This window comes from Leclercia pneumoniae, from assembly GCF_017348915.1.
GTDB lineage: Bacteria > Pseudomonadota > Gammaproteobacteria > Enterobacterales > Enterobacteriaceae > Enterobacter > Enterobacter pneumoniae.
This window is the reverse complement of sequence record NZ_CP071383.1, coordinates 2,221,885-2,244,509: the sequence shown is the minus strand read 5'-3', so window position 1 is coordinate 2,244,509 and position 22,625 is coordinate 2,221,885. Positions and strand designations below refer to the sequence as shown.

Below are 22,625 nucleotides of genomic sequence, written 5' to 3'. Positions count from 1 at the left end.
CCGGAGACGACATGAAACCACCCATATTCCCTGCCAACGAAGCGGAGCGTCTTGCATCGCTGCGCGATTCAGGTCTCGTTGAGGCCAATTTACACCCTACCTGCGATCGATTGACCAGGCTGGCAAAACGGTTATTTGATGTGCCCATGGCGATGGTGAATCTGGTGGGCGAGCATACCGTCCTGGTGAAGTCGGCCGCGGGCATGTCCGAGGCTGCCCAGCCACGGAACATCTCTTTTTGCGGGCATACCATTCTTTCATCCTCGGCGCTGATCGTGCCCGACACTCTGAAAGATGAACGTTTCCTCGATAACCCCCTGGTAACCGATGACCCGCCGGTCCGCTTTTATGCCGGTTATCCTCTCAGCCTGCCGAACGGGGCGGTCGTAGGTGCTTTGTGCCTGCTGGACAACCGGCCGCGGCAGTTTAGCGAACAGGATATCGCCAGTCTGCGTGACCTGGCGGCGCTGGCTGAAGTGGAGTTTTCAGCCGTCAGTTCGGCCATCACCGACGACCTGACCGGGCTCTATAACCGCCGTGGCTTCCACCATATGGCGACCTGGGGTATCAATAATGCCCGTCGTCGCGCCGAACCCCTGACGCTGGCCTGGCTCGATCTGGATCGTTTTAAGCAGATCAACGATCGTTATGGTCATGCGGATGGCGATGCGGCCTTGAAGGCCATGGCCGATTTGCTGAAAGCCACCTTCCGGGAGGCCGACGTGCTGGCGCGCTATGGTGGAGATGAGTTCGCCATTCTCTTTACCAACAGTGATGAGAAGGGCGCCTGGATTGCAATGCAGTTTCTAACGGAACAGGCGGCAGTCTGGAATGAGCACGCCCAGCACCCGTGGGCGCTCTCCTTCTCGTGGGGGGTGAGCGAGTTTGATCACGATCGCGATGACCTACATAGCTGGTTACGCACCGCCGATGAGAAGATGTACTCCATGAAACAGCAGCGCGGTACCGGGCGCGTAACATAAGTAAATCCTCTTGTGTTAATAAAACGTTAAGAGCAAGCTGATGTGGTTGATTATGGAGAAAATAATGACCACATCACTCGCTATTTCATCTCTCTCGCGTGAACAGATCCTTACCCACCTTTCCGCTTTAGCCGACATTCTGCACAACTGTGTACAGGGTGGCGCATCGGTAAGCTTTATGTTGCCGTTTACCCATGATCAGGCCTGTGATTTTTGGCGCGGTGTTGCCGATAGCGTGGGGCGTGGCGAACGCGTTGTGCTGGTCGCATCCCGCGCCGATGGCGCACTGATCGGTACGGTGCAGCTCATTACCGACCAGCCGCCAAACCAACCCCATCGCGCGGATGTCGCCAAGTTGCTGGTTCACGAAAAGGCGCGTCGTCTCGGGGCCGGTCTACAGCTGATGCAGGCGCTCGAGCAGCACGCCCGTTCCCATAATAAAAACGTGCTGGTGCTGGATACCGCCACCGGCAGCGGAGCGGAAACCTTCTACACCCGTGCGGGCTGGCAAAAAGTGGGTGAGATCCCGCGCTATGCGCTCATGCCTGATGGTGAAATGACGGCTACCTCGGTGTTCTACAAATTTTTATAGTCTTTAGCAAAACTGCTACAAGGTTTGATCAAAACGGGGTTCGTGGTCGTAAAGTTTTGGTAAGTTATCACACCAATCTTATCAGGCTGTATGACTAATCATAAAAGGAACCCCCTTGTGAACACACTCAACCGTCGTGATTTCCCCGGTGCTCTCTACCCTGAACGTATCATCCAGTTTGGTGAGGGCAACTTCTTGCGCGCGTTTATCGACTGGCAGATTGACCAGCTAAACGAGCACACCGACCTTAATGCCGGCATTGCGATTGTGCGTCCGATTAAAAGTGATTTCCCCCCGTCACTCAGCACTCAGGACGGCCTGTATACCACCATCATTCGCGGCCTGAATGAGCAGGGTGAAGCCGTGAGCGACGCGCGCCTTATCCGCTCTGTTAACCGCGAGATCAGCGTCTACGATCAGTACGATGAATTTCTGAAGCTGGCGCACAACCCGGAGATGCGCTTTGTCTTCTCGAATACCACCGAAGCGGGGATCAGTTACCACGCCGGAGATCGCTTCGACGACGCACCTGCCGTCAGCTACCCGGCCAAACTGACCCGTCTGTTATTTGAGCGTTTCAGCCATTTTAACGGCGCCAGCGATAAAGGCTGGGTGATTATTCCTTGTGAACTGATTGACTATAACGGCGAGGCGCTGCGTGAGCTGGTGCTGCGCTATGCCCAGGAGTGGGCGCTGCCGGCGGCCTTTACTCAATGGCTGAACGAGGCCAACAGCTTCTGTTCCACCCTGGTTGACCGTATCGTCACGGGCTATCCGCGTGACGAAGTGGCGGCGCTCGAGAAATCTCTGGGTTATCACGACGCCTTCCTCGACACCGCCGAACACTTTTACCTGTTTGTGATTCAGGGGCCTAAATCTCTGGCCGCCGAGCTGCGTCTCGACCAGTTGCCGCTTAATGTGCTGATTGTGGATGACATCAAACCCTATAAAGAGCGCAAAGTGGCCATTCTGAACGGGGCGCATACCGCGCTGGTGCCGGTGGCCTTCCAGGCCGGGCTGGATACCGTTGGCGAAGCGATGAATGATGCGCAGATCTGCGCCTTTGTTGAGAAAGCCATCTACCAGGAGATAATCCCGGTGCTGGATCTGCCGCGCGATGAGCTGGAGTCATTCGCCAGCGCGGTGACGGGGCGTTTCCGCAATCCGTACATTAAGCATCAACTGCTGTCGATCGCGCTCAACGGCATGACCAAATACCGCACCCGTATTCTGCCGCAGTTGCTGGCAGGGCAGCAGGCGAGCGGTAAATTCCCGGCGCGCCTGACCTTTGCGCTGGCTGCGCTGATTGCCTTCTACCGTGGTGAACGTAACGGCGAATCCTACCCGGTGCAGGATGATGCCCACTGGCTGACCCGTTTCCAGCAGCTCTGGGCTCAGCATCGTGATAAGCAGATCGCAACCAGCCAACTGGTCACTGCGGTTCTGAGCGTGAGCGAACACTGGGAGCAGGACCTGACGCAGGTGAAAGGTCTGGTCGAGCAGGTGACGCTGGATCTGGATGCGATTTTGCACCAGGGGATGCGTGCGGCGGTGGAGCCGCTGTGCTAATTCTTCTGCCTTAACTGTACCCGGCTGCGGCCGGGTTTTTCAGCAAGTCAATTAGTTACAACATACTATTTCGCTTTTTTAATCAAGGTCTGGCATCGTGCGCGCTGTCAGAGGTCTGGCAAGGGCGCAATACTTCTTTAACATACTTGCAACCGTGACAACGATCACGTTTAATAGTCGCCGCTCTTAATTCTTCAGAAGCTGACTATGATCGTTCGTCCTCAACAGCACTGGCTGCGGATGATATTTGTCTGGCACGGTTCGGTGCTGGTTAAAATTTCCTCCCGCCTGTTTCTTAATTTTTTGCTCTCTATTGCCGTCATTATCCTGTTGCCCTGGTATACCTCACTCGGCATCAAACTGACCGTAGCGCCATTCAGTATCCTCGGCGTGGCGATAGCGATCTTCCTCGGGTTTCGTAACAACGCCTGTTACTCACGCTATGTCGAGGCGCGGCAACTCTGGGGCCAACTGATGATTGCCTCCCGTTCGCTGTTCCGCGAGGTGAAAAACACGCTACCCGATGATCCGGCACTGGGTGAATTTGTGCGTCTGCAGATTGCCTTCGCCCATTGCCTGCGTATGTCGCTCCGCCGCCAACCGCAGGCCAGCCAGCTGGCGAACTACCTGTCACCCGAAAACCTGCGCCACACGATGGATTCCAGTACACCGGCAAATCGCATTTTGTTGATTATGGGGGAGTGGCTGGCCGTACGGCGCCGGGAAGGGCAGTTGTCCGATATCCTCTTTCACAGCCTCAATAACCGTCTGAATGATATGTCTGTGGTGCTGGCCGGATGCGAGCGTATTGCCAATACACCGGTACCGTTCGCTTATACGCTGATTTTGCATCGCACGGTCTATCTGTTCTGCATCATGTTGCCCTTCGCCCTGGTGGGGGATCTGCATTACATGACGCCGTTCGTTTCGGTGTTGATCTCCTATACCTTTATCTCTCTCGATGCGCTGGCAGAAGAGCTTGAAGAGCCATTCGGCACTGAAAACAATGACCTGCCGCTGGATGCTATTTGTAATGCGATGGAAAGAGACCTCCTGCAGATGAACGACGAGCAAGAGATCCCGCCGCGCATCCTGCCTGATAAGTACTACCAGTTAACCTGAAACGGTTCGGGGCGGTTGGCAACGCTGGCACGCCTCGAGGTTTATTATCCCATCGGCAGACGTAACCGGGCCGCCAGCCAGGCCTTGCGCGCAGGACTAACCTGCAGTAGCGTCGTTATCCTGTCCGCTATCTGGAAAGGAATCATGAATATCACCATCACGCCCGCGCAGCCTGAACAGTTTGCCGCGTTGCGCGCCATTGAATTGGCGGCATTTGATACATTACGGCTCGCCGGTGCGGTCAGCGGCGAGGCCTCTGCGGCAAGCCTGGACGAACTGGGTGCCTTGCTCGAGGAAGGGGTGTTACTGACGGCTTTGACGCCGGAGGCGGTGCCGGTCGGTTTTGCAGCAGGCAGCATGGAAGAGAACTGGCTTCATATTGCTGAAGTGGATGTGCACCCTGACTGGCAGCGTCAGGGCGTGGGGACTCAGTTGATGCGGGCGATACTTGATACCGGGCGAGCCCGTGGTCTTGTTGGGGCAACCCTGACAACCGATCGCATGGCGGCGTTTAATGCGCGTTTTTACGCGACGCTGGGTTTTGAAATAATCGAAGGGTCCGCAAGGCCGTGTCATTTGGCGGATCGGATCACCGATGAAATCAACAGCGGGTTCGATCCCGCCCGACGTGTCGCTATGTTGATGCGCTTTTAATTGATGTAAAACCCGCCAGGCGATTCCCGGCGAGTCATCTCACAGGCTGGGATATTTCCCGTCCTCATCCACCAGGTAAATCTGGGTTAAATACCATTTTTGCTTCTCCTGACTAAAATGGTACTCATACACGGGCGAATAGTACTCAGCCGACAGCTGGGTGGTGATAACCGCCTCATATTGTTGGATGTTTTTGCCGATAATTTTCTCCCGCGCCGGGTCGTGCGAAGCGTCGGAACCATACGCGACGGGTTCACCGTGAAAGTCAGGTTGGGTATATTTTTTTAGCAGTGCGGCATAATTTTGCTCCGCCGTTTTCATCGCATTGACATCATCTGGACGACGATTCTGGAAGGATTCATCGTTCCAGATTTTATAATCATGCTGAAATGCCACTACCATCTGCTCTGGTGATGTAGCCATTGCCTCAGTCATACATAGCACTCCCGTCAGGAATAAAAGCAGAGAAATTAGCCTGTTTTTCATCGTGTCTTATCCGCCTGCGCAGCCAGGGATAAACGTTGCCATCCGGTCAAAAGGCCCGTTGCGGCCAACATTTATGCTCCATGATCTTCTCTCTTTTGCCACCAGCGCGGGGATAAACACGATTTTCATCTCTTATTACTCTTTAAATTCAAACAGATCAGAGCATAGCCAGTGCACTACTCTTGCGCCAGTCGTCTCGTGAAAGGGTAAAGAGCAGGCTCGGGGGCGCGTTCTTCACGTCGTCAACTTCCCGGCTATAGGTCAGCCCCGTTTTCATCAGCACTTTTTGCGATGCGAGATGGTTACCCCGTACCACAGCAGAAATTTCACTCAGTCCGAGCGTCTCAAAGCCGTAATACACGGCAGAGAGAGAAAACTCTGTTGCCAGTCCTTTACCCCAGGCGTCGGTGGCAAAACGATATCCGAGATTATTGATAGTGATGTCGGCATAACGGCTGATGCTTAATCCCCCAAAGCCAATGATCTGTTCAGGATTTTCGCGTGACGCGATCGCCCAGTTGCCGAATCCCTTATCACGCCAGTGCGTGAGCCAGCGTTCAAGCACCGCTTCTGCATGCTGGAGAGAGGGATAAGGGCCTGCGGGGTTAAATTGATTGGTCGCCGGGTCACCATAAATGCTGAACAGCATTTGTGCATCGGTCTCTGTGACAGGCCGAAGTTGCAGGCGTTTCGTTTCTACTATCACACTCTTCTCCCGGAGTTTATGTTCAGATGCTGCCACGAAAAGCATTGAACATTTTTAGCCCTGCGTAAAGCGCTAATAACAATGGTAAATGAGTATAAGGTTATGACGTTTCACCGGCCCTCCAGGCCATGACTCACTCCCGGATTGCCTCTTCCAGGAATTCGATAAACGCTCTGACCTTCGCATTCAGCGCCGATCGTTCATGAACACAGGCGAAAATCGTCATCGGCACGGATTCCGTATCGTGACAGAACAGAGGGACCAGCTGTCCATTATCAATAAAGGGCTGTGCGACAAAGCTTGCCAGACGCGCTATCCCGCCGCCGTTGACGGCAATTCTGGCAATGATATCAATATCATCACTGATAAATTTTGGGTTGAGTTTGGCGTTAACCTGCTGGCCGTTGACGGCGAATGTCCATGGAAGGAAACGTCCATCTGTGGGATAACGAAATACCAGACAGGCGTGATGGCTCAGTTCGTCCGGCGTGCTGGGTGTACCGGCAAGCGCCAGATAGGCCGGTGCTGCACAGAATACAAAGGGGAGGGAGGCGATTTTTCGGGCGATAAGCTGATCGTTAAGTTGCGCCTCGATGCGGATACTCACATCCACCCCTTCAAGGCGATGATCGACGTTACGGTCGGTTGCGATCAGCTCGACCTCTATATCGGGAAAAGCCTGATTAAAAGCCGGCATGAGTGGGGCGATAACATGGCGACCAAACGCGGCCGTTGTGGCTATGCAGAGCGGACCCTGCGGTCGACTCTCCGTGGCTGCGGCCTGCGAAGCGATCTCAATATCCTGAGGAATATGTCGAACTTTCTCGAAATAACGTTTTCCGTTTTCGGTTAACGTCATGCTCCGGGTAGTGCGCGAAATCAGACGCACCCCTAAATGCGACTCCAGCCGGGATAAGCTCTGGCTTACCGCCGCTGGGCTCATCCCTTTTGCCCGCGCCGCAGCAGCGATGCTTCCATTCTCGACCACCCGAATAAAATTGCTGATTAGCCCTAACACGTCCATCGCGTCTCCGAGGTTCTATTCATCACATTCTCTTAATAATGATTAAAGCACAGCCGCTCTACTGAGAGAACGCTTAACTTGTTAGTTTAGCGGCTGTTTTCACCTGACAAAATCAAGAAGGACGGTTCATGAACGACACCATCGCAAACAGAACTCCCCGTATTCGCTTGCCAAAGCACGCCTCACCTTACGTCTTCGCACTCTATATGGCGACCATTATGGCCTTTCTGATGAGCCTGGTTATTACCCTGGCTGAATTCGGCGCCGGCCCGCATTACATGGAAAATGTGATGAATGCTTATCAGGTTGCCATGCCGGCGGCCTTTTTCTGCATCCTCGTGGTCCGTCCGGTGGTGAGCCGTCTGGTCGGATTGACGGTCCACGGCTGAAAACGGCTCGTTGTGCTACGACAAACAGAGGGATATCCTTTTATCTCTTACGGATATCTCTTTGTTTAGCTTCGCAACCTTTGCAGGTTTCACGCTTATGCCAGACACGACTATCGAAACGCTTCTGGAAGCCCAGGGCCCCTGCGGTATGCTCAGGGGAACGTTACTCTCGCCGGTCCCTTCTCCTCAACAGGTCGTTTTCATTCTTCCCGGATCCGGACCCACCGATCGGGACGGCAATAACCCGCTGGGCGTGAGTGCGTCTACCTATCGACATTTGGCCCAGGCGCTGGTCGCGTACGGCATTGCTACGCTCCGTATTGATAAGCGCGGGATGTTCGCCAGCGCATCCGCCGTGCCTGATGCCAATGCGGTAACAGTGCAGGACTACGTTGATGATGTTCGTGCCTGGATAGCAGTGCTAAAACGCGAAGTGCCTACCGCCGCCGTCTGGCTACTGGGCCACAGCGAAGGCGGCGTCGTGGCGCTCGCTGCGCAGGAAGAGGAGGTAAAAGGGGTCATGCTGGTCGCAACGCCAGCGCGTCCGCTGGGTGAAATCTTGCGTCAGCAGCTGGCAAACGCCGCGCTTCAGGAGGAGGGCAGCGCTATTATTGCCGGGCTCGAGCAGGGTTGCCGTGTCGATGTTGCACACGCCCACCCGGCATTGCAAAGCCTCTTTAATCCCGCTGTTCAAGGCTTTCTTATCGATCTCTTTTCCCGCCATCCGCAGGCCATGATCGCTACCGTGCGCAAACCGCTGCTGATTTTACAGGGCGAGCGCGACCTGCAGGTTGAGCCGGAGGAGGCCCGGCGCCTCAGCGCGGCTAACCCCAATGCCACTCTGGTCCTGCTCCCGGATACCAATCATGTACCGAAGTCGGTTCGCTCCGATAGCCTGCAAGAAAACATGGCGGCTTATTCCGATGCCTCGCTTCCGCTGGCGCCCGGGGTGGTTGCTGCCATTACGCAATTTCTTGCCCGGCACTGAATATTGGCTCTGACATCCTGCCGCCTTTTCATGTTAAAACATTGTTATGTCTCGTGACGCGGATCTGGCGGTGTTCGTTTGAAACCGCACATCGCAAACGCCTGCGATTCATAATCAAAAATAACAACAATAAGGAGAGGCGATGCAGTTGAGAAAAGCACAGGCGCATGAAGCCGAAGCGTTGTGGAATCTGCGCAATCTGGCGATCCGCCACGGTTGTGTCAGCAGTTATAGCCCGGAGGTTATCCGTAACTGGACCCCGGAGGCCATGCCCGAACATTACCGTAAGATGATTATCGATAACCCGTTTTATGTTATTGATGCCCAGGGTGTGCTGGCCGCCAGCGGTTATCTCGATCTTAATGCTGCGAGCGTAGAAGCGATTTTTACCCTGCCAGGCTACACCGGCAAAGGGTTGGCATCGCAAATTATTGCGGCAATTAAAGATGAGGCGGCCGCGCGGGGTATAACCCGCCTGACACTCGAAGCGACACCGAATGCTGCCGATTTTTACCTGCGCCACGGGTTTGAGTGGCTGGGTGAGAGTATGCACCCGTCGGCAATGGCCCGCGCCGAGCTGCGCTGCGTCAATATGGCCATTACCCTCTAATTTTTCCCCTTGTTTGTATCACAGTGTATATAGCGCCGGGTCCGATACGCAGACATGCAGTTCGGCCCGGTTGTGCACACATTATCCTTACACTGGCATGTTGTTATGTCCGGGTAAACACAACCCGGAGACAGACAAATGAAAAACAAACTGGCTTATTCAACCCTGGTCGCAGCCCTCTCTCTTTCAACCGTGATGGCCTGTCAGGCCGAAGCGGCAGGGACGGATTACCATGCCGCATTTAATCAGCTGCATCAGATCAACGCCGGTGACCTGAACGTCGGTTACGTTGATATCGGCCCAAAAAATGGCGAACCGGTGATTTTGCTGCACGGCTGGCCCTACGACATTAGCAGCTATGCCGAGGTAGCCCCGGCGCTGGCGGCGAAAGGTTATCGCGTCATTGTTCCTTATAACCGCGGGTTTGGTACCACCCGTTTTCTCTCCTCGAAAACCCCTCGAAATGGGCAACCTGCCGCCATGGCGAAAGATGTCATTAATCTGATGGATGCGCTTAACATCAAGCAGGCGGTTTTTGCTGGTTACGACTGGGGCGCCAGAACGGCGGATATCGTGGCAGCGCTGTGGCCTGATCGGGTCAAATCGCTGGTTTCGGTGAGCGGTTATCTGATTGGTAACCAGCAGGCGGGTAAAAAAACCGCTGCCGCCGCAGGCCGAATTACAGTGGTGGTATCAGTTCTACTTCGCTACCGAACGCGGCGAGAAGGGCTATGCCGCAAACACCCACGACTTTGCGAAGCTGATCTGGACTCTGGCCTCACCGGGCTGGAAATTTAGTGATGCCACCTTTAATCGCAGCGCTAAAGCGCTGGATAACCCGGATCATGTGGCGGTCACCATCAGCAACTACCGGTGGCGTCTGGGTCTTGAGCGCGGCGAGAAAAAATACGACAACTACGAGCAAAAACTGGCGGCGGCGCCCGTTATCACCGTGCCTACCATTACCATCGAAGGGGATAACAACGGCGCGCCGCATCCGCTGCCGGCCGCCTATGCCGCCAAATTTACCGGCAAATATGAGCACCGCACCTTTACGGGCAATATAGGGCACAACCCGCCGCAGGAAGATCCGCGCGATTTTGTTCAGGCCGTGGTGGATGCGGACCATCTTTAAGCAAACTATGCTAATTTCTGCGTATCCCTTATTAACAGGAGCTTATCGTGGATGCAGCTGACTATATCCTTGTCGTCGATGACGACAGGGATATTCGTGAACTAATTGTTGATTACCTGCATAAGTCGGGCTACCGCGCGACCGGGGCGGCCAACGGCAAAGAGATGCGCGCCGTGCTTGATAAACAACATATCGATCTGGTGGTGCTGGATGTCATGATGCCCGGCGACGACGGTTTGACGCTCTGCCGCCAGCTGCGTAGCGATAAGCACCAGGATCTACCGGTATTGATGCTCACCGCCCGCAGCGACGATATGGACCGCATCCTTGGGCTGGAGATGGGGGCCGATGACTATCTGGTGAAACCCTTTGTTGCCCGGGAGTTGCTGGCGCGCATTAAAGCGATTCTGCGTCGTTTTCGTACCCTGCCACCTAATTTGCAGGTGACAGAAGCCGGGCGGATCATTGCCTTTGGGGAGTGGCAGCTGGACACCAGCGCCCGCCATCTGCTGGATGCCGCAGGGACGATCGTGGCGCTGAGTGGGGCGGAGTACCGTCTCCTGCGGGTATTTCTGGATCACCCCCAGCGCGTGTTAACCCGCGACCAGCTTCTCAACTTCACTCAGGGGCGAGACGCCGAGCTGTTCGAGCGCTCTATCGACCTGCTGGTGAGCCGGGTGCGACAACGCCTGAACGAGGATGCCCGTACCCCGGCCTATATCAAAACCGTGCGCAGCGAAGGCTATGTCTTCTCCATGCCGGTCAGCATCGTTGAGGCGCGAGAATGAAATTCTGGCCACGTTCGCTCCTCTATCGGTTGCTGCTGATTGTGCTGCTGGGACTGCTGCTGGCCAACGGTCTGAGCCTGACGCTGGTGATGATCGAAAGAATGAGCAGCGCCCGTAACGTGATGCTGGGTAACCTCGAGCAGGATGTTGCCACCAGCGTGGCGATCCTCGACAGGCTGCCTGCCGATGAGCGGGCGGAGTGGCTGCCCCAGCTGGCGCGGGGCAATTACCGCTACCTTTTGGGCGAGGGGGAGCCCGGCAACCCGCCGCACGACGCCCGATCCCGGGATGCCATCCGCACCATTACCGACACCCTTGCGGGCCGCTACCCGCTGCGCTTTACCGCCGTACCGGGGCCGGTGTCGCACATTCAGGCCCATGTCACCCTGCGCGACGGCGCGCCGCTTACCATCGATCTGATCCCGCGCATGCCGCCGGTGGCCCGCTGGTTACCGGTGGTGTTTATCCTGCAGGTATTGCTTGTAGCGCTCTGCTCCTGGCTGGCGGTACGGCAAGTGGTGCGTCCGTTTACCCGATTCACCCGGGCGGTGGATGCGCTGGAGCCAGCCAGCCAGACCCTGACGCTGGCCGAACAGGGGCCGCTGGAGGTGCGACAGGCTGCGCGGGCCTTTAACGCCATGCAGCAGCGAATCCAGGCTTATTTACAGGAGAGGGCGCAGATCCTGGCCGCCATCTCTCACGATTTGCAAACCCCGATTACCCGTATGAAACTGCGTGTCGAAATGGCCGATCAGCCAGAGCTGCGCGATAAGCTGACCGCCGATCTGGATAATATGACCCGACTGGTGCGGGAGGGGATCGCCTTTGCCCGCTCGTCCGGATCGTCTGAAGAGACGCCCCGGCGTCTGGATCTGCACGCTTTTATTGACACCCTGGTGTGCGACTATCTCGACATTGGGAAAAACGTGCAATTTCGTGCAAACGGCGTCGGACAGCCGCTGACGACACGTCCGCAAGCCTTGCGCCGGGTGGTGACTAACCTGCTGGATAATGCCCTGAAATTTGGTGATGCCGCCGACGTGACGCTTAACTTTGCTCCTCGTGAGGTCAGTATCGTTGTTGCCGATAACGGACCGGGGATCCCGCAGGGTGAACTGGCCGCCGTGCTGCAGCCCTTTTATCGGGTGGAATCCTCCCGTAATCGCGAAACGGGCGGGACGGGGTTAGGGCTGGCGATTGCCGCCCAGCTCACCGGCCAGATGGGCGGAAAACTGCAGCTCGTTAACCGCCCGGAGGGAGGACTGGCAGTAACCGTGACTTTACCTGCCACGCAAATGTAGTCTTTTGTATCCGCCTGGGTCGTAGATACCCAGGCTGACAAATCTCGCCTTTCTGCACATATCCCGCACACATCACTCCGCTGTAATAGTCCCACTGCGCCGTTGCAGATAACTGCTTAGTGAGGTCGATATGACGCTGTTAATCGCTTTTTTTGGGGGCATGGTAAGCCTGCTCAGCCCCTGCACGCTGCCGGTGATCCCGCTGCTCTTTGCCGGATTTCGTGGCCAGCCCCGGCAGATAGCCGCCATGCTGGCTGGCATGGTATTGATGTTTACCCTGGTTGCCGGGCTTATCACCGTCGCCAGCGACTGGGTAATTGATGCCACGCTGGTGGGACGCTGGCTGGCCCTTGTGGTGCTGGCAATGGCCGCCGTGTCGCTGATTTTTCCGGGCGTAGCCCTGCGCGTGGCGGGCCCCGCGCTGAAGCTGGGGAATGTGCTTAATGACCAGAGCCATAAAACGCGCGGACTGGTCTCCGCCGGGCTCGCAGGCATGGCGGTAGGGTTACTGTGGTCACCCTGCGCCGGGCCGATATTAGGTGCGATCCTCAGTCTGGGGCTGGCGGGTGAAAGTGCCCTGACCACCGGAGCGCTTCTGGCAGCCTATGGCAGCGGTTGCGCTGTGATGCTGGCGCTGTTGGCCTTTTGTGGCCAGCGGGTGTTAACTCGCCTGAAAGCCAGCGGCGGAGTGATGGAAGGGCTGCGCAAAACCGCCGGTGTGATGATACTGGGCACCGTGGTACTCACCGCCAGCGGGATGAACAGCTTTTTACAGGGGGCAAATGGCGTGGCCGATCGGGTCGAGCAGCGCCTGTTACAATGGGCTCCCGATATCACACGACCGGCGAAGTTACAGCCGGTGGTAGATACGGCCCCGTCCAGCGCGATGCCTTCCCTCAGCGGTGGCACGGCATGGATTAACGGTGAGCCGGTCACGCCCGCGTCGTTAAAGGGCAAAGTGGTATTGATTGATTTCTGGACCTGGGACTGCATCAACTGCCAACACACGCTACCGCATGTCCGGGAGTGGGCAAAAAAATATGGTGACCAGGGGTTGGTAGTCATTGGCGTACATACCCCGGAGTACCCCTGGGAAAAACCGCTCGACTCGGTGAAAAAGACGGTAGCGAAGTGGCAAATCCCTTACCGCGTCGTTACAGATAATAACTACAAAATCTGGACGGCGTTTGGTAATCAATACTGGCCCGCACACTACTATTTTGATGCCAAAGGGCAACTCCGTTACACCGCGTTTGGTGAAGGAGATTATGCAAAACAGGAGCAGGTTATTCAGCAATTACTTAAAGAGGCCAGAACCTGATTGTTTAAATAAACACCCCTGATTTTTTAATTTACGGTTTTATATCATGACGGCGCACATTATCCATATGTGCGCTTTTCGCGTGAATTTATTTCAGGCAAAATTAACGATCCGTGCGCTAATGCTTTTACTGTTTTACATACATTTACAGGAGTGATAACAATAATGCCCTGCAACCTTATTCAGGTTGTATTTTGGCAAGTGGCAGATTATCAGGGTATAAAAAAATGAAAATTAATCAACTGAGCATGCTGATTAGCGCAGCTATGCTCTGCACAACCGCACACGCAGCAGAGATTTATAATAAAGACGGCAACAAACTGGATCTTTATGGTTTAGTTTCCGCAGAGCATTATTTTTCTAACAGCAGTAATAACGATGGCGACCAGACTTATATGCGTCTGGGTTTCCGCGGTGAAACTCAGGTTAACGAGCAGATTACCGGGTATGGCCAGTGGCAGATGCACATCGATGCTACTAAATCCGAAGGCGAAAGCAATAACCCGCGCACCCGTTATGCGTTTGCGGGGCTGAAATTCGCCGATTATGGCTCTATTGATTACGGCCGTAATAAGGGCGTGGTCTATGATTCGCTGGCCTATACCGACATGCAGCCAGAGTTCGATGGCATGACCTACGGTTCCGATCAGTTCCTTTTCAGCCGTACCAATGGTGTGCTGACCTACCGCAACACCGACTTCTTCGGTCTGGTTGATGGGCTCAACGTTGCGCTGCAGTATCAGGGTAAAAACGATGGCGGCGGGGAGCCGGGCGTGCGTGACGTACTGCGCCAGAATGGTGACGGCTTCGGGGCCTCTGTTACGTACGACATCGGTGCGGGCTTTAGCGTAGCGGGCTCGATGATGAGTTCCGACCGTACTAATGAACAAAATACCGCCGCCGGTATTATGGGTAGAGGTAAACGGGCCGAAGCGTATTCTGGTGCCATTAAGTATGATGCGAATAATGTCTATTTAGCGGCGATGTTTACCCAGGCCTATAATGCCTCCCGATTTGGTTCTCGCTCCAGTGACAGTGCCTATGGTTACGCCAATAAATCACAGATTATGGAATTCTACGCCGGTTATCTGTTCGATTTTGGGCTGCAACCTTTCGTCGCTTATGATGTATTAAAAGGTAAAAATCTCGGCAGGGCGGTATCCGGAAATACCTACGGTGACGAAGATCTGATTAAATATGTCGATTTTGGGGCGACCTATAACTTCAACAAAAATATTAACGTATTTGTAGATTATATGGTTAACCTGGTTGATGAAGATCGGTTTACCCGTGAAGCTGGTATTAATACCGACGACGTGGTCGCCGTCGGCGTGGTGTATCAATTCTGATTCACCTCAGGGTTCGCGTCTGGAAACAATAAACAGGCGCGGATAGGCAAGCAATATCTGGCCGTTCTCCTGTAGCGGATAGTGCTCTTCCAGTAGCTGATGATAGCGGTGCAGATAATTTTTCTGTTCGCTCTCATTCAGCTCCTGTAGCCATGGGCGTAAGCCCGTGGCGCTCACCCGGTCTATAATCGCCTGGTGCGACGTCATCTGGTGGTAGTAGGTGGTTCGCCACAATGTCACGTCACATCCCGCTTCGCTCAAAATATCATAATAAGCATGCACCCCCGGTAACGCTTCCCGTCCCCGATCCGGGTAACCTTGTTCCCAGGCCACTTCGCGCATCAGGACGTGGGTCGGCTCTTGCCAGTTATCCGGCATCTGTACTGCCAGCACGCCGTTCATTTTTAACAGCGAGACCAGTTTCGGCAGCAGATCGTAGTGGTCGGGTACCCACTGTAACGAGGCGTTAGCAAAGATCAGATCCAGGGGGCGATCCGGGCGGTAGTGACGGATATCTTCCTGCAGAAAGTGACAGTCGGGCAGGGTGCGGCTGGCTTCTGCAATCATCGCGGATGAGCTATCGACCCCGGTGATATGGGCCGTGGGCCAGCGCTGATGTAGCAGGGCGGTGCTGTTGCCCGGGCCACAGCCGAGATCGACAATCTGCTCAGCGGCTTCGACGTTTACGCGGGAAAGCAGATCGATGGCCGGGCGGGTACGCTCCGAGCCATAGTGCAGATATAAGGTGGGATTCCAGTCATCCATCGTAGCGCCTCCTGTTTTTATGAACACAGCAAGTGTAGATTATTCGGACAGAACTCCCGTTCTGTCCGCCTTATTATGCCTGCGGGATCGCGTCAAGCTCGGTATAAACGGTCAGACCGTGCTCCCGGGCGACCTCAATATCCAGATCCGCCCCTCGCGATGCGCCGGGGATACGATAGAGGGCATCACAGCGGGTAATTAACCGGTGCGCCACCGGATAGAGCATCGCTTCGCTTATCTCATCTCCCAGCTGCTGCGAACCGGCGGCCTTTGCCAGCGGCAGCGCCAGCCACTCGCCGATCAGCGGTATGTGCCCACGCTCCCACACCGCCAGCGCCGCGGCTTCCAGTTTCGCCAAGTTAGCCTCAATACGGACAGGGTCGCCATCGGTGCCACTACGATAGGGGCCGGCAATCAAAATCAATTTTTTAGACATCATTTCCTCACAAAATGCCCTTCAGGGCGAGATGGTAAATCAGCATGATGGTTTTGCCATCGACAATCAGGCCGTCATCAATGGCGCGTAGCGCCGCCTCAAACGGCATTTCCAGAACCTCGATATCTTCGCCTTCGTCTTTAATGCCCCCACCGTCGCCGGTGCGATCCTGAGGCTGATATTCGGCAATATAGAAATAGAGTTTTTCGGTCACCGAGCCCGGGCTCATAAAGGCTTCGAACACTTTTTGTGGGCGTGCGACCCGATAGCCGGTCTCTTCTTCGGCTTCGGCTTTGATGCGGCTTTCGGGGTCCATGTTGTCCAGCAGACCGGCGGCGGTTTCGATGAGATAGCCGTCATGCCCGTTGAGAAAAACAGGAAAGCGGAACTGTCGGGTCAGGATTAGGGTGCGTTTTTCACGGTTATAAAGGAGGATGGTGGCACCGTTACCGCGATCGTAAGCTTCGCGATTTTGCCGTTGCCACTCCCCGTCATGACGCTGCAGTTCGAAGGTGTACTTTTTCAGGCTATACCAGTCATCAGACAGGATTGTGGTATCGATAATACGTACTTCTGCACGTTTTGATTGCATGTTTGACTCTCCCTCGGTAGTCTGACCATCATAAGCAGCACCTTCGTGCAAGATCAAGTTAAAGCGTGCAACTTCAGGAATAACCCGATGCTCACCAGTCAACGTAAACAACGCATCCTTGAGAAACTCAACGCCGAAGGGCAGGTATTATCTGGCGCGTTAAGCCTTGAATTCGCGGTCTCTGAGGACACCATCCGCCGGGATCTGCGCGAACTGGCGGCAGAAGGGCGCTTGCAACGCGTTCATGGCGGCGCGTTGCCGGCTTCGGGCGCGGTGGCCAATTTTGCTGAACGAAAAACGTTGCGCACCGATGCGAAAAAGCGGGTGGCGCAGCAGGGGGCATCGCTGATTTCAGCCGGGCAGGTGGTGATCATTGATGGCGGGACGACCACCGGTGAACTGGTGCGCTGTCTGCCGGACGACCTGGCGATCACCGTGGTGACGCACAGCCCTGGCATTGCACTGGCGCTGGTTGAACATCCGCTGATTGAGGTGATCCTGATTGGCGGTCGGCTGTTCAAGCATTCGATTGTCACCGTCGGCGCGGCCACCGTCGAGGGTATCGAACGTATTCAGGCGGATCTCTTCTTTATGGGGGTTACCGGTATCCACCCAGAGGCGGGGCTGACAACCGGTGATTACGAAGAAGCGTGTATCAAACGTGCATTTTCCGGCAGAGCAGCCGAAACGGTGGTGATGGCGTCGCCTGAGAAGATTAACAGCGCCTCGCCGTTTCAGATCGGTCCGCTCTCCCTGGTTAACACTGTGGTGGTCGAGCCGGATACCGACGCCGCGTGGGTGAAGGCGATACGCGCAAAAGGGATAACCGTTGTGGGTGCTTAATCAGTCGCGGAGAAGAGCAAAAAAAGCGGGGCCGGCGAATGTGAGCCAGGCTCACAGCCTTATTGCTTAAGTTATGATCGGCAATCGCAGGAATAAGGTTCTCTCCTGCGTTTGCGAAGGGGTGAATCCGTGATGGATGTAAAACTGCCTGGCGCGGTCGGAAATAGCATGAACCATAATGGCCCGTACGCCAATGTTCTCAGCCACCCGGCAGCAGCGTAAGACGGCGTCATGGAGTAAATCAGCACCGAGTCCTTTGCTGTGAAAACTCGCATCAACGGCAAGCCGGGCCAGAATGATGACGGGGACCGGATCGGGCATATTCCTGCGCAGGCTTCCCGGTGCAACAGCATGGGTGACGCTACCGGTCGCGAGAGAATAAAACCCAATCACCTGAGACGCGTTGCCCCGGCATACCACAAATGTCCTTGCAGCTCCCATGGATTGATTTTTTAACCCCCGGTGCTTAATCCATTCGTCCAGTGCAGCTTCACCACAGTGAAATTCAGCGAGAATATGTGACGAATTCAATGGTACTGGAGCCGTTACTTTTCCCACTGCGGTTTTCTCGCCAGGAGTTTATCCATCGCCGGATTAGCAGTCACCGGGGCATCCAGCATCTCGATAAATTCGGCATATTGTTCATCGTTAAGATTAAACATCCGGCGGTCAAGGATGACGTTCTCAGCTGCCTGGCAGGCCATCTCCAGGATAAAATCGGTGCGTGATTTATGGAGAATCTCAGCGGCAGCATCAATCAGGGCTCGCTGCGCTTCTTTTGCCCGGATATTAAGCTGAACATCAGATTTCATACTTCCTCCTTTGTATAGCAAATGATATACACAGCTTAGCACTGATGTATAGCAAACGCTATACAGGCTTTATGCGAAGCTCGCCCTGGACACTGCAATTAATTCTGTCAGCAACCCGATTTAACGCATGACCTTTTGAATGGCAAAAAGGTGTCACTTCTGCTTTGCGTTGACTCTACTGGAAAAGGTTAGCGCGGCAGTTCAACGACAAACGCGTTCTCTGTTAGCGCGCCCTCAATAAACAGCGCCATCTCTTTCAATAGCTGTCGGCTTTCCTCCAGCGTACCGTTCGGCGTGCCGAAGGAGATCGTTAACTCTTTGCCGCTGCGCGACAACAGGATCTCTTCGTCGTCTTTGTTGGCGGCGGGCAGGAACAGCGCCGAATGTTTGTTTTCCTCAATCGCCTGATGCAGGGTGGCCAGCTCCGGACAATCCGCCACGTTCACTATTCCGTTGACGTAGAACTTCATGGTCTGGCCATTTTCCGCCGGATAGTAGACCAGCGTCACCCAGCTGGTTTCATTTCCCCAGCCTTCCGGATAGAGATGAATCGCCTTGTAATCGCCCTCCCAGTTATTCACCCGGTGGCGACAATTCTTATCGGGGAAGATCTCTGCCATCGTCAGCTTAGCGGTTTCAATCATTGCCGCCTCAAACTCCGCTAATAGCGCGTTGGCTTTCAGTAACTGCTGAAAGTTTTCCGTCACGAAGGTCTGCTTGTCGTTATTCATGATCTGCTCAGGTTCCTTTCCACTTAGCGCATAAAGATGGTTTAAAAATTCGGTGTAGAAAACATGCCACTTGCTGAAGGGGAGGCGCGCCTGGTCGTGTCCCAGACGGTTTCGGGCCGTTTTTACCAGCGTGGAGTAGTTGATAAACGGCCAGCCTGCCTGTGGCGGACAGCGGTTAGCGTCTGGCTTCACAATGCAGGTATAGATTGGCTGCCCATTGTCCACACAGCTTTCAAGCAACTGCTGGTAGCTTTCAAAAGGGTTATTAATGGCGGAAAAGGTTTTATGCTCAATGCCGATAATAAAATCCTGATGATAGATCAGCAGATCGAGAAACTTGCCGTCTTCTGTTATGACCTCCCGGCTGACCTCAAGGGACGTGGTATCCAGCGCGTCGCCCTCGTTGCCGATGTTCAGGCAATGTAGCAATGCGTTTAACAACCAGGGCGGTACCCCCGCGTTTTCCCCCATAAACAATGCCAGCAGATCCGAGGTGGGGTTCTCCAGATATCCCGAACCGCCTGCGGTAAAGAAATTCACTTCCGGAACGGCCTCTGGCGGCAGAGAATCCAGCTGCTGCAAAAAATCGGTGCTCAGGCCACTCATTTTCCAGTCTTTTCTATGGCTTACAGTCCGTTGATCCTACCGGACACAGGCGCCAGGCAATGCGCGAATTAACCCTGAAGTTTGGTGGGTTTTGGGCCTTTCAGGCGTATCGGCACGCCATGGCCTATTATTCAGAGAGTAATGACTGGGGTTACTGGAGTGCATGATGATCAAAACAATACGTATTGTGTCGCTCGCTTGCCTGCTGTTGGGTGGCTGCTCCAGCAGCCCACTGACCCCGCAGGAGCAGAAGTATCAGCAAATCAAAGAGGCGGCCCGCGTCTGCTCGGAAGAGGTGAAAGCACACACGATGGAGCTCTCCACCGAGGGGCAAACGGCCGACAGCACAGCAACGACCGTGGATTATGATATGGGGGATGGATTGCCGCCGCGTACGGTGGATTCCCGTTCATCACCGGTGATGGATAACGGGACGCCGGGCAATGCCTGGACTGCGTGCATGAAGCGCAAAGATGCGCTGGTGCCCGAACTGAAGATCTGAGCCCGAACAGAATCCGGGCTGCGCGGGGTGTTATCAGATCACCAGCTCGCTCTCTTTAATATCCGCAATGGGTGAAAGAATCGCGTTATCAAAATCACGCGGTGTCGTCCCCGCTGCAATACGGTTTGGCCAGTCATGATTGGCCAGGGCTCCCCGGCCCAGGGAGATAAAATCAGCTCCCATTCCCATGACTTCTTCCGCCCGCGCCTTATCATGCAAACTGCCGTTCGCCATTAGCGTCAACTGTGGGGCGTATTTACGCGCCAGTTCCACCAGCGAGAGCGGGTTGTCCGGGAAGGCCGGCTGCCAGGCTTCGTGCTCGGTGAGATGCAGGTAATCAATGCCCGAGTGCGCCAGCAACGTAAACACGGTGCGCGCATCCTCTTCGCCATTAGCCCATTTATGGAAAAAGTCATTAACCTTGGCCTGGGACAGACGTATGCCGACAACCACATCCGCCCCTACACGAGCACGCACCGATGCGATCACCTCCAGGCTCAGACGCAAGCGTCCGGCGATATCGCCACCCCAGCGGTCGTTGCGCGTATTGGTATAGTCGGTGAAGAACTGATCGAGAAGATACCCGTTAGCGCCGTGGATCTCCACGCCATCAAATCCGGCAACGTTCACGGCGTAGCTGGCGGCATCGGAGAAGCTGTCGATAATCGCGCCGATCTCGGCTTCATTGAGTGCGCGTGGAACAGGGTATTCACCTTCCCCCCGGTAGAAGGCCATCTGTTGACCTACCGGGCGAATAGCCGACGGGGCCACGGTACCGCTCAGATAGTGGTTTCCCTGTGAGAGGGCGCCCGCATGCTGGATCTGCGCGAAGATTTTACCCTGCTGACGGTGCACGGCGTCGGTGACGCTACGCCAGGCGGCCGCCTGCTGCGGGCTGGTTAGCCCCGCCTGGAAGGCATAGGTTTGTGACCATGCCCGATCGATATAGATCCCCTCGGAGATCACCAGCCCGAAGCCGCCGCGCGCAAAATCCTGATAGTACGACTTCATCCTTTCCGTGGCATGCCCATCGACGGTTGCGGTGACGCGAGTCATGGGGGCCACCACAAGGCGGTTTTTTAGCGCGACATGTCCAATGCGGCCAGGGATAAGAAGGGGGGAGCTGTTCATAGAAGTCCTGTCAGTTTTAACTCTTTTAAGCACTATAATCACTGACGAATACGCTATAAACCGGGCAAAATGATAAGGCTGTATATCATTTATCGTTATAATCGCCATGACGGAGTTGCTATGAATCTTCAGGATGTCTCGCTGTTTCTGGCGATCACCGAAACCCGTAGCCTGACGCAGGCTGCGAAGCGGCTGGATGTCACGCCGATGGCCGTCTCACGCAGGCTGGCCTCTCTGGAACAGGAGCTGGGCACCCGGCTGCTGCAACGCACAACCCGCTCGGTGTCGTTAACCCAGGAAGGGATGGAGTTTTTGCCCTATGCCCGGGCGCTGGTGGATGCCGAAACGGGGGCGAAAGCGCTCTTTTCACCCACCACACAGGGGGCTTCCGGACTGTTACGGATCACGGCGCCCACCGGCTTTGGGCGGCGTAATATACTGCCGCTGGTGCCCGGGTTGCTTGCGGCGAATCCGAAGCTCAATATTGATCTGCAGCTCGGCGAAGACGTGGTGGATATTGTCGGCAGGGGTATTGATGTGGCGATCCGAATTGCTCCGCTGAAAAACTCGAACCTGATTGCACGTAAGATTTGTGATAACCCCCGCATTGTCTGCGCCTCGCCGGCTTATCTGCACGCCTTCGGTCATCCCCAAACCCTTGCCGACCTGGCGGAACATAACTGCCTACGTCTGACCAGCGTGCCGCAATGGGTATTTGAGCGTGATGGCGAGATCATCAGCGCCGCCGTAGAAGGGCGTTTCAGCTCCGATAACGTAGAAGGGGTGCGCGAACTCTGCGTACAGGGGTTGGGGTTGGTACAGTTGACCCGCTGGGATGTATTAAAGGAGCTCAACGACGGCACGCTGGTCGAGATCGTTCTGGCGGATGTGCGTCCGCAGTCGCTCTCCATCTGGGCGGTACTGCCCACCACACGTTTCCTGCCGCTGCGGGTGACCACCTTTATTGATACCCTTAAATCGTCATTAACCTCTCCAGCCAGAGATTAACCCTGTTTAATGAATGGGCAAAAAAGGTAGGGAGAGGATGTTGTTTCGAATAATCAAGCCGTTAAAGAAAAACCCACTGCCTTCCTGTTAATGAATTATTACATTCCGCATTGTTTATGTAACAGAAATAAATATCATAACGAGAATCGTTTCGAACAAAGCCCGCAGGCTGAATACGATTC

Annotated in this window: 25 protein-coding genes and 1 pseudogene; 16 read left to right on the top strand and 10 right to left on the bottom strand. The window is 55.0% G+C overall.

Annotated features, from left to right (window positions below; translation table 11 throughout):
- The first annotated feature begins 11 nt into the window (after positions 1-11).
- The 5 genes from JZ655_RS10810 (at position 12) to JZ655_RS10790 (ending at position 4,920) form a co-directional block, all read left to right on the top strand.
- Entirely contained in the window at positions 12-983 is a 972-nt protein-coding gene (locus JZ655_RS10810) for a sensor domain-containing diguanylate cyclase (protein WP_207291758.1), read from the top strand.
- Positions 984-1,047: 64 nt separating this feature from the next.
- On the top strand, positions 1,048-1,575 hold the full coding sequence (locus JZ655_RS10805) for a GNAT family N-acetyltransferase (RefSeq protein ID WP_207291757.1): 528 nt from the start codon (positions 1,048-1,050) through the stop codon (positions 1,573-1,575).
- Between the two features lie 117 nt (positions 1,576-1,692).
- Positions 1,693-3,144: a tagaturonate reductase gene (locus JZ655_RS10800; protein ID WP_207291756.1), complete on the top strand. Its 1,452-nt coding sequence runs from the start codon at positions 1,693-1,695 to the stop codon at positions 3,142-3,144.
- A 207-nt stretch (positions 3,145-3,351) separates the two neighbouring features.
- Positions 3,352-4,266: a bestrophin family protein gene (locus JZ655_RS10795; RefSeq protein WP_040075725.1), complete on the top strand. Its 915-nt coding sequence runs from the start codon at positions 3,352-3,354 to the stop codon at positions 4,264-4,266.
- A 144-nt stretch (positions 4,267-4,410) separates the two neighbouring features.
- A complete protein-coding gene (locus tag JZ655_RS10790) occupies positions 4,411-4,920 on the top strand; it encodes a GNAT family N-acetyltransferase (protein WP_207291755.1) in 510 nt (169 codons plus the stop codon).
- Positions 4,921-4,959: 39 nt separating this feature from the next.
- Here JZ655_RS10790 and JZ655_RS10785 read toward each other — a convergent pair whose 3' ends face one another.
- From JZ655_RS10785 to JZ655_RS10775, 3 genes are all read right to left on the bottom strand, one after another.
- Positions 4,960-5,406, bottom strand: coding sequence for a hypothetical protein (locus tag JZ655_RS10785; protein ID WP_242637260.1), 447 nt, complete (start codon positions 5,404-5,406; stop codon positions 4,960-4,962).
- A 157-nt stretch (positions 5,407-5,563) separates the two neighbouring features.
- Positions 5,564-6,112, bottom strand: a complete 549-nt coding sequence (locus JZ655_RS10780; protein WP_207291754.1) for a GNAT family N-acetyltransferase — start codon at positions 6,110-6,112, stop codon at positions 5,564-5,566.
- 133 nt (positions 6,113-6,245) lie between these two features.
- Positions 6,246-7,136, bottom strand: a complete 891-nt coding sequence (locus JZ655_RS10775) for a LysR family transcriptional regulator (protein WP_207291753.1) — start codon at positions 7,134-7,136, stop codon at positions 6,246-6,248.
- Between the two features lie 128 nt (positions 7,137-7,264).
- On the opposite strand from JZ655_RS10775, the gene JZ655_RS10770 reads away from it, so the two are divergent.
- The 8 genes and pseudogenes from JZ655_RS10770 to ompC all read left to right on the top strand — a co-directional run bounded on the left by JZ655_RS10770 (position 7,265) and on the right by ompC (position 15,017).
- Complete coding sequence (locus JZ655_RS10770) at positions 7,265-7,525, top strand: DUF2798 domain-containing protein (protein ID WP_046885629.1); 261 nt, start codon at positions 7,265-7,267, stop codon at positions 7,523-7,525.
- A 97-nt stretch (positions 7,526-7,622) separates the two neighbouring features.
- On the top strand, positions 7,623-8,513 hold the full coding sequence (locus JZ655_RS10765) for an alpha/beta hydrolase (RefSeq protein WP_207291752.1): 891 nt from the start codon (positions 7,623-7,625) through the stop codon (positions 8,511-8,513).
- A gap of 142 nt (positions 8,514-8,655) precedes the next feature.
- Positions 8,656-9,123 carry a GNAT family N-acetyltransferase gene (locus tag JZ655_RS10760; RefSeq protein ID WP_040075718.1) on the top strand — a complete coding sequence of 156 codons (468 nt, stop codon included), beginning with the start codon at positions 8,656-8,658 and terminating at the stop codon, positions 9,121-9,123.
- Positions 9,124-9,261: 138 nt separating this feature from the next.
- Positions 9,262-10,258 (top strand): annotated as a pseudogene (locus JZ655_RS10755) (alpha/beta fold hydrolase).
- A gap of 47 nt (positions 10,259-10,305) precedes the next feature.
- Positions 10,306-11,046, top strand: coding sequence for a response regulator (locus JZ655_RS10750; RefSeq protein ID WP_207291751.1), 741 nt, complete (start codon positions 10,306-10,308; stop codon positions 11,044-11,046).
- A complete protein-coding gene (locus JZ655_RS10745) occupies positions 11,043-12,347 on the top strand; it encodes an ATP-binding protein (RefSeq protein WP_207291750.1) in 1,305 nt (434 codons plus the stop codon). Before JZ655_RS10750 ends, JZ655_RS10745 begins: the two co-directional genes overlap by 4 nt.
- Positions 12,348-12,477: 130 nt before the next feature.
- Positions 12,478-13,668, top strand: coding sequence for a cytochrome c biogenesis protein/redoxin (locus tag JZ655_RS10740; RefSeq protein WP_207291749.1), 1,191 nt, complete (start codon positions 12,478-12,480; stop codon positions 13,666-13,668).
- A 227-nt stretch (positions 13,669-13,895) separates the two neighbouring features.
- Positions 13,896-15,017 carry a porin OmpC gene (gene ompC, locus JZ655_RS10735; RefSeq protein ID WP_207291748.1) on the top strand — a complete coding sequence of 374 codons (1,122 nt, stop codon included), beginning with the start codon at positions 13,896-13,898 and terminating at the stop codon, positions 15,015-15,017.
- A gap of 6 nt (positions 15,018-15,023) precedes the next feature.
- Here ompC and tam read toward each other — a convergent pair whose 3' ends face one another.
- The 3 genes from tam to JZ655_RS10720 all read right to left on the bottom strand — a co-directional run bounded on the left by tam (position 15,024) and on the right by JZ655_RS10720 (position 16,810).
- On the bottom strand, positions 15,024-15,782 hold the full coding sequence (tam, locus tag JZ655_RS10730; protein ID WP_207291747.1) for a trans-aconitate 2-methyltransferase: 759 nt from the start codon (positions 15,780-15,782) through the stop codon (positions 15,024-15,026).
- A gap of 73 nt (positions 15,783-15,855) precedes the next feature.
- Positions 15,856-16,218, bottom strand: coding sequence for a TIR domain-containing protein (locus JZ655_RS10725; RefSeq protein WP_207291746.1), 363 nt, complete (start codon positions 16,216-16,218; stop codon positions 15,856-15,858).
- Positions 16,219-16,225: 7 nt separating this feature from the next.
- The gene (locus tag JZ655_RS10720; RefSeq protein ID WP_040075708.1) at positions 16,226-16,810 is read right to left on the bottom strand and encodes an NUDIX hydrolase; all 585 of its coding nucleotides are present in this window, start codon (positions 16,808-16,810) and stop codon (positions 16,226-16,228) included.
- A gap of 87 nt (positions 16,811-16,897) precedes the next feature.
- Between JZ655_RS10720 and JZ655_RS10715 the strand changes: the two genes are divergently transcribed.
- The gene (locus JZ655_RS10715; protein ID WP_207291745.1) at positions 16,898-17,653 is read left to right on the top strand and encodes a DeoR/GlpR family DNA-binding transcription regulator; all 756 of its coding nucleotides are present in this window, start codon (positions 16,898-16,900) and stop codon (positions 17,651-17,653) included.
- Between the two features lie 66 nt (positions 17,654-17,719).
- Here the strand turns inward: JZ655_RS10715 and JZ655_RS10710 are convergent, their stop codons facing one another.
- The 3 genes from JZ655_RS10710 to JZ655_RS10700 all read right to left on the bottom strand — a co-directional run bounded on the left by JZ655_RS10710 (position 17,720) and on the right by JZ655_RS10700 (position 19,802).
- On the bottom strand, positions 17,720-18,211 hold the full coding sequence (locus JZ655_RS10710; protein ID WP_207291744.1) for a GNAT family N-acetyltransferase: 492 nt from the start codon (positions 18,209-18,211) through the stop codon (positions 17,720-17,722).
- Positions 18,199-18,465 carry a type II toxin-antitoxin system TacA family antitoxin gene (locus tag JZ655_RS10705; protein ID WP_040075705.1) on the bottom strand — a complete coding sequence of 89 codons (267 nt, stop codon included), beginning with the start codon at positions 18,463-18,465 and terminating at the stop codon, positions 18,199-18,201. Before JZ655_RS10705 ends, JZ655_RS10710 begins: the two co-directional genes overlap by 13 nt.
- A gap of 188 nt (positions 18,466-18,653) precedes the next feature.
- Entirely contained in the window at positions 18,654-19,802 is a 1,149-nt protein-coding gene (locus JZ655_RS10700; RefSeq protein ID WP_207291742.1) for a PDDEXK-like family protein, read from the bottom strand.
- A gap of 163 nt (positions 19,803-19,965) precedes the next feature.
- On the opposite strand from JZ655_RS10700, the gene JZ655_RS10695 reads away from it, so the two are divergent.
- Entirely contained in the window at positions 19,966-20,304 is a 339-nt protein-coding gene (locus JZ655_RS10695; protein WP_207291741.1) for a hypothetical protein, read from the top strand.
- A 33-nt stretch (positions 20,305-20,337) separates the two neighbouring features.
- Here the strand turns inward: JZ655_RS10695 and JZ655_RS10690 are convergent, their stop codons facing one another.
- Positions 20,338-21,435, bottom strand: coding sequence for an oxidoreductase (locus JZ655_RS10690; protein ID WP_207291740.1), 1,098 nt, complete (start codon positions 21,433-21,435; stop codon positions 20,338-20,340).
- Positions 21,436-21,555: 120 nt separating this feature from the next.
- Here JZ655_RS10690 and JZ655_RS10685 point away from each other — a divergent pair, with 120 nt between their 5' ends.
- The gene (locus JZ655_RS10685) at positions 21,556-22,443 is read left to right on the top strand and encodes a LysR family transcriptional regulator (RefSeq protein ID WP_207291739.1); all 888 of its coding nucleotides are present in this window, start codon (positions 21,556-21,558) and stop codon (positions 22,441-22,443) included.
- The last annotated feature ends 182 nt before the right edge of the window (positions 22,444-22,625 follow it).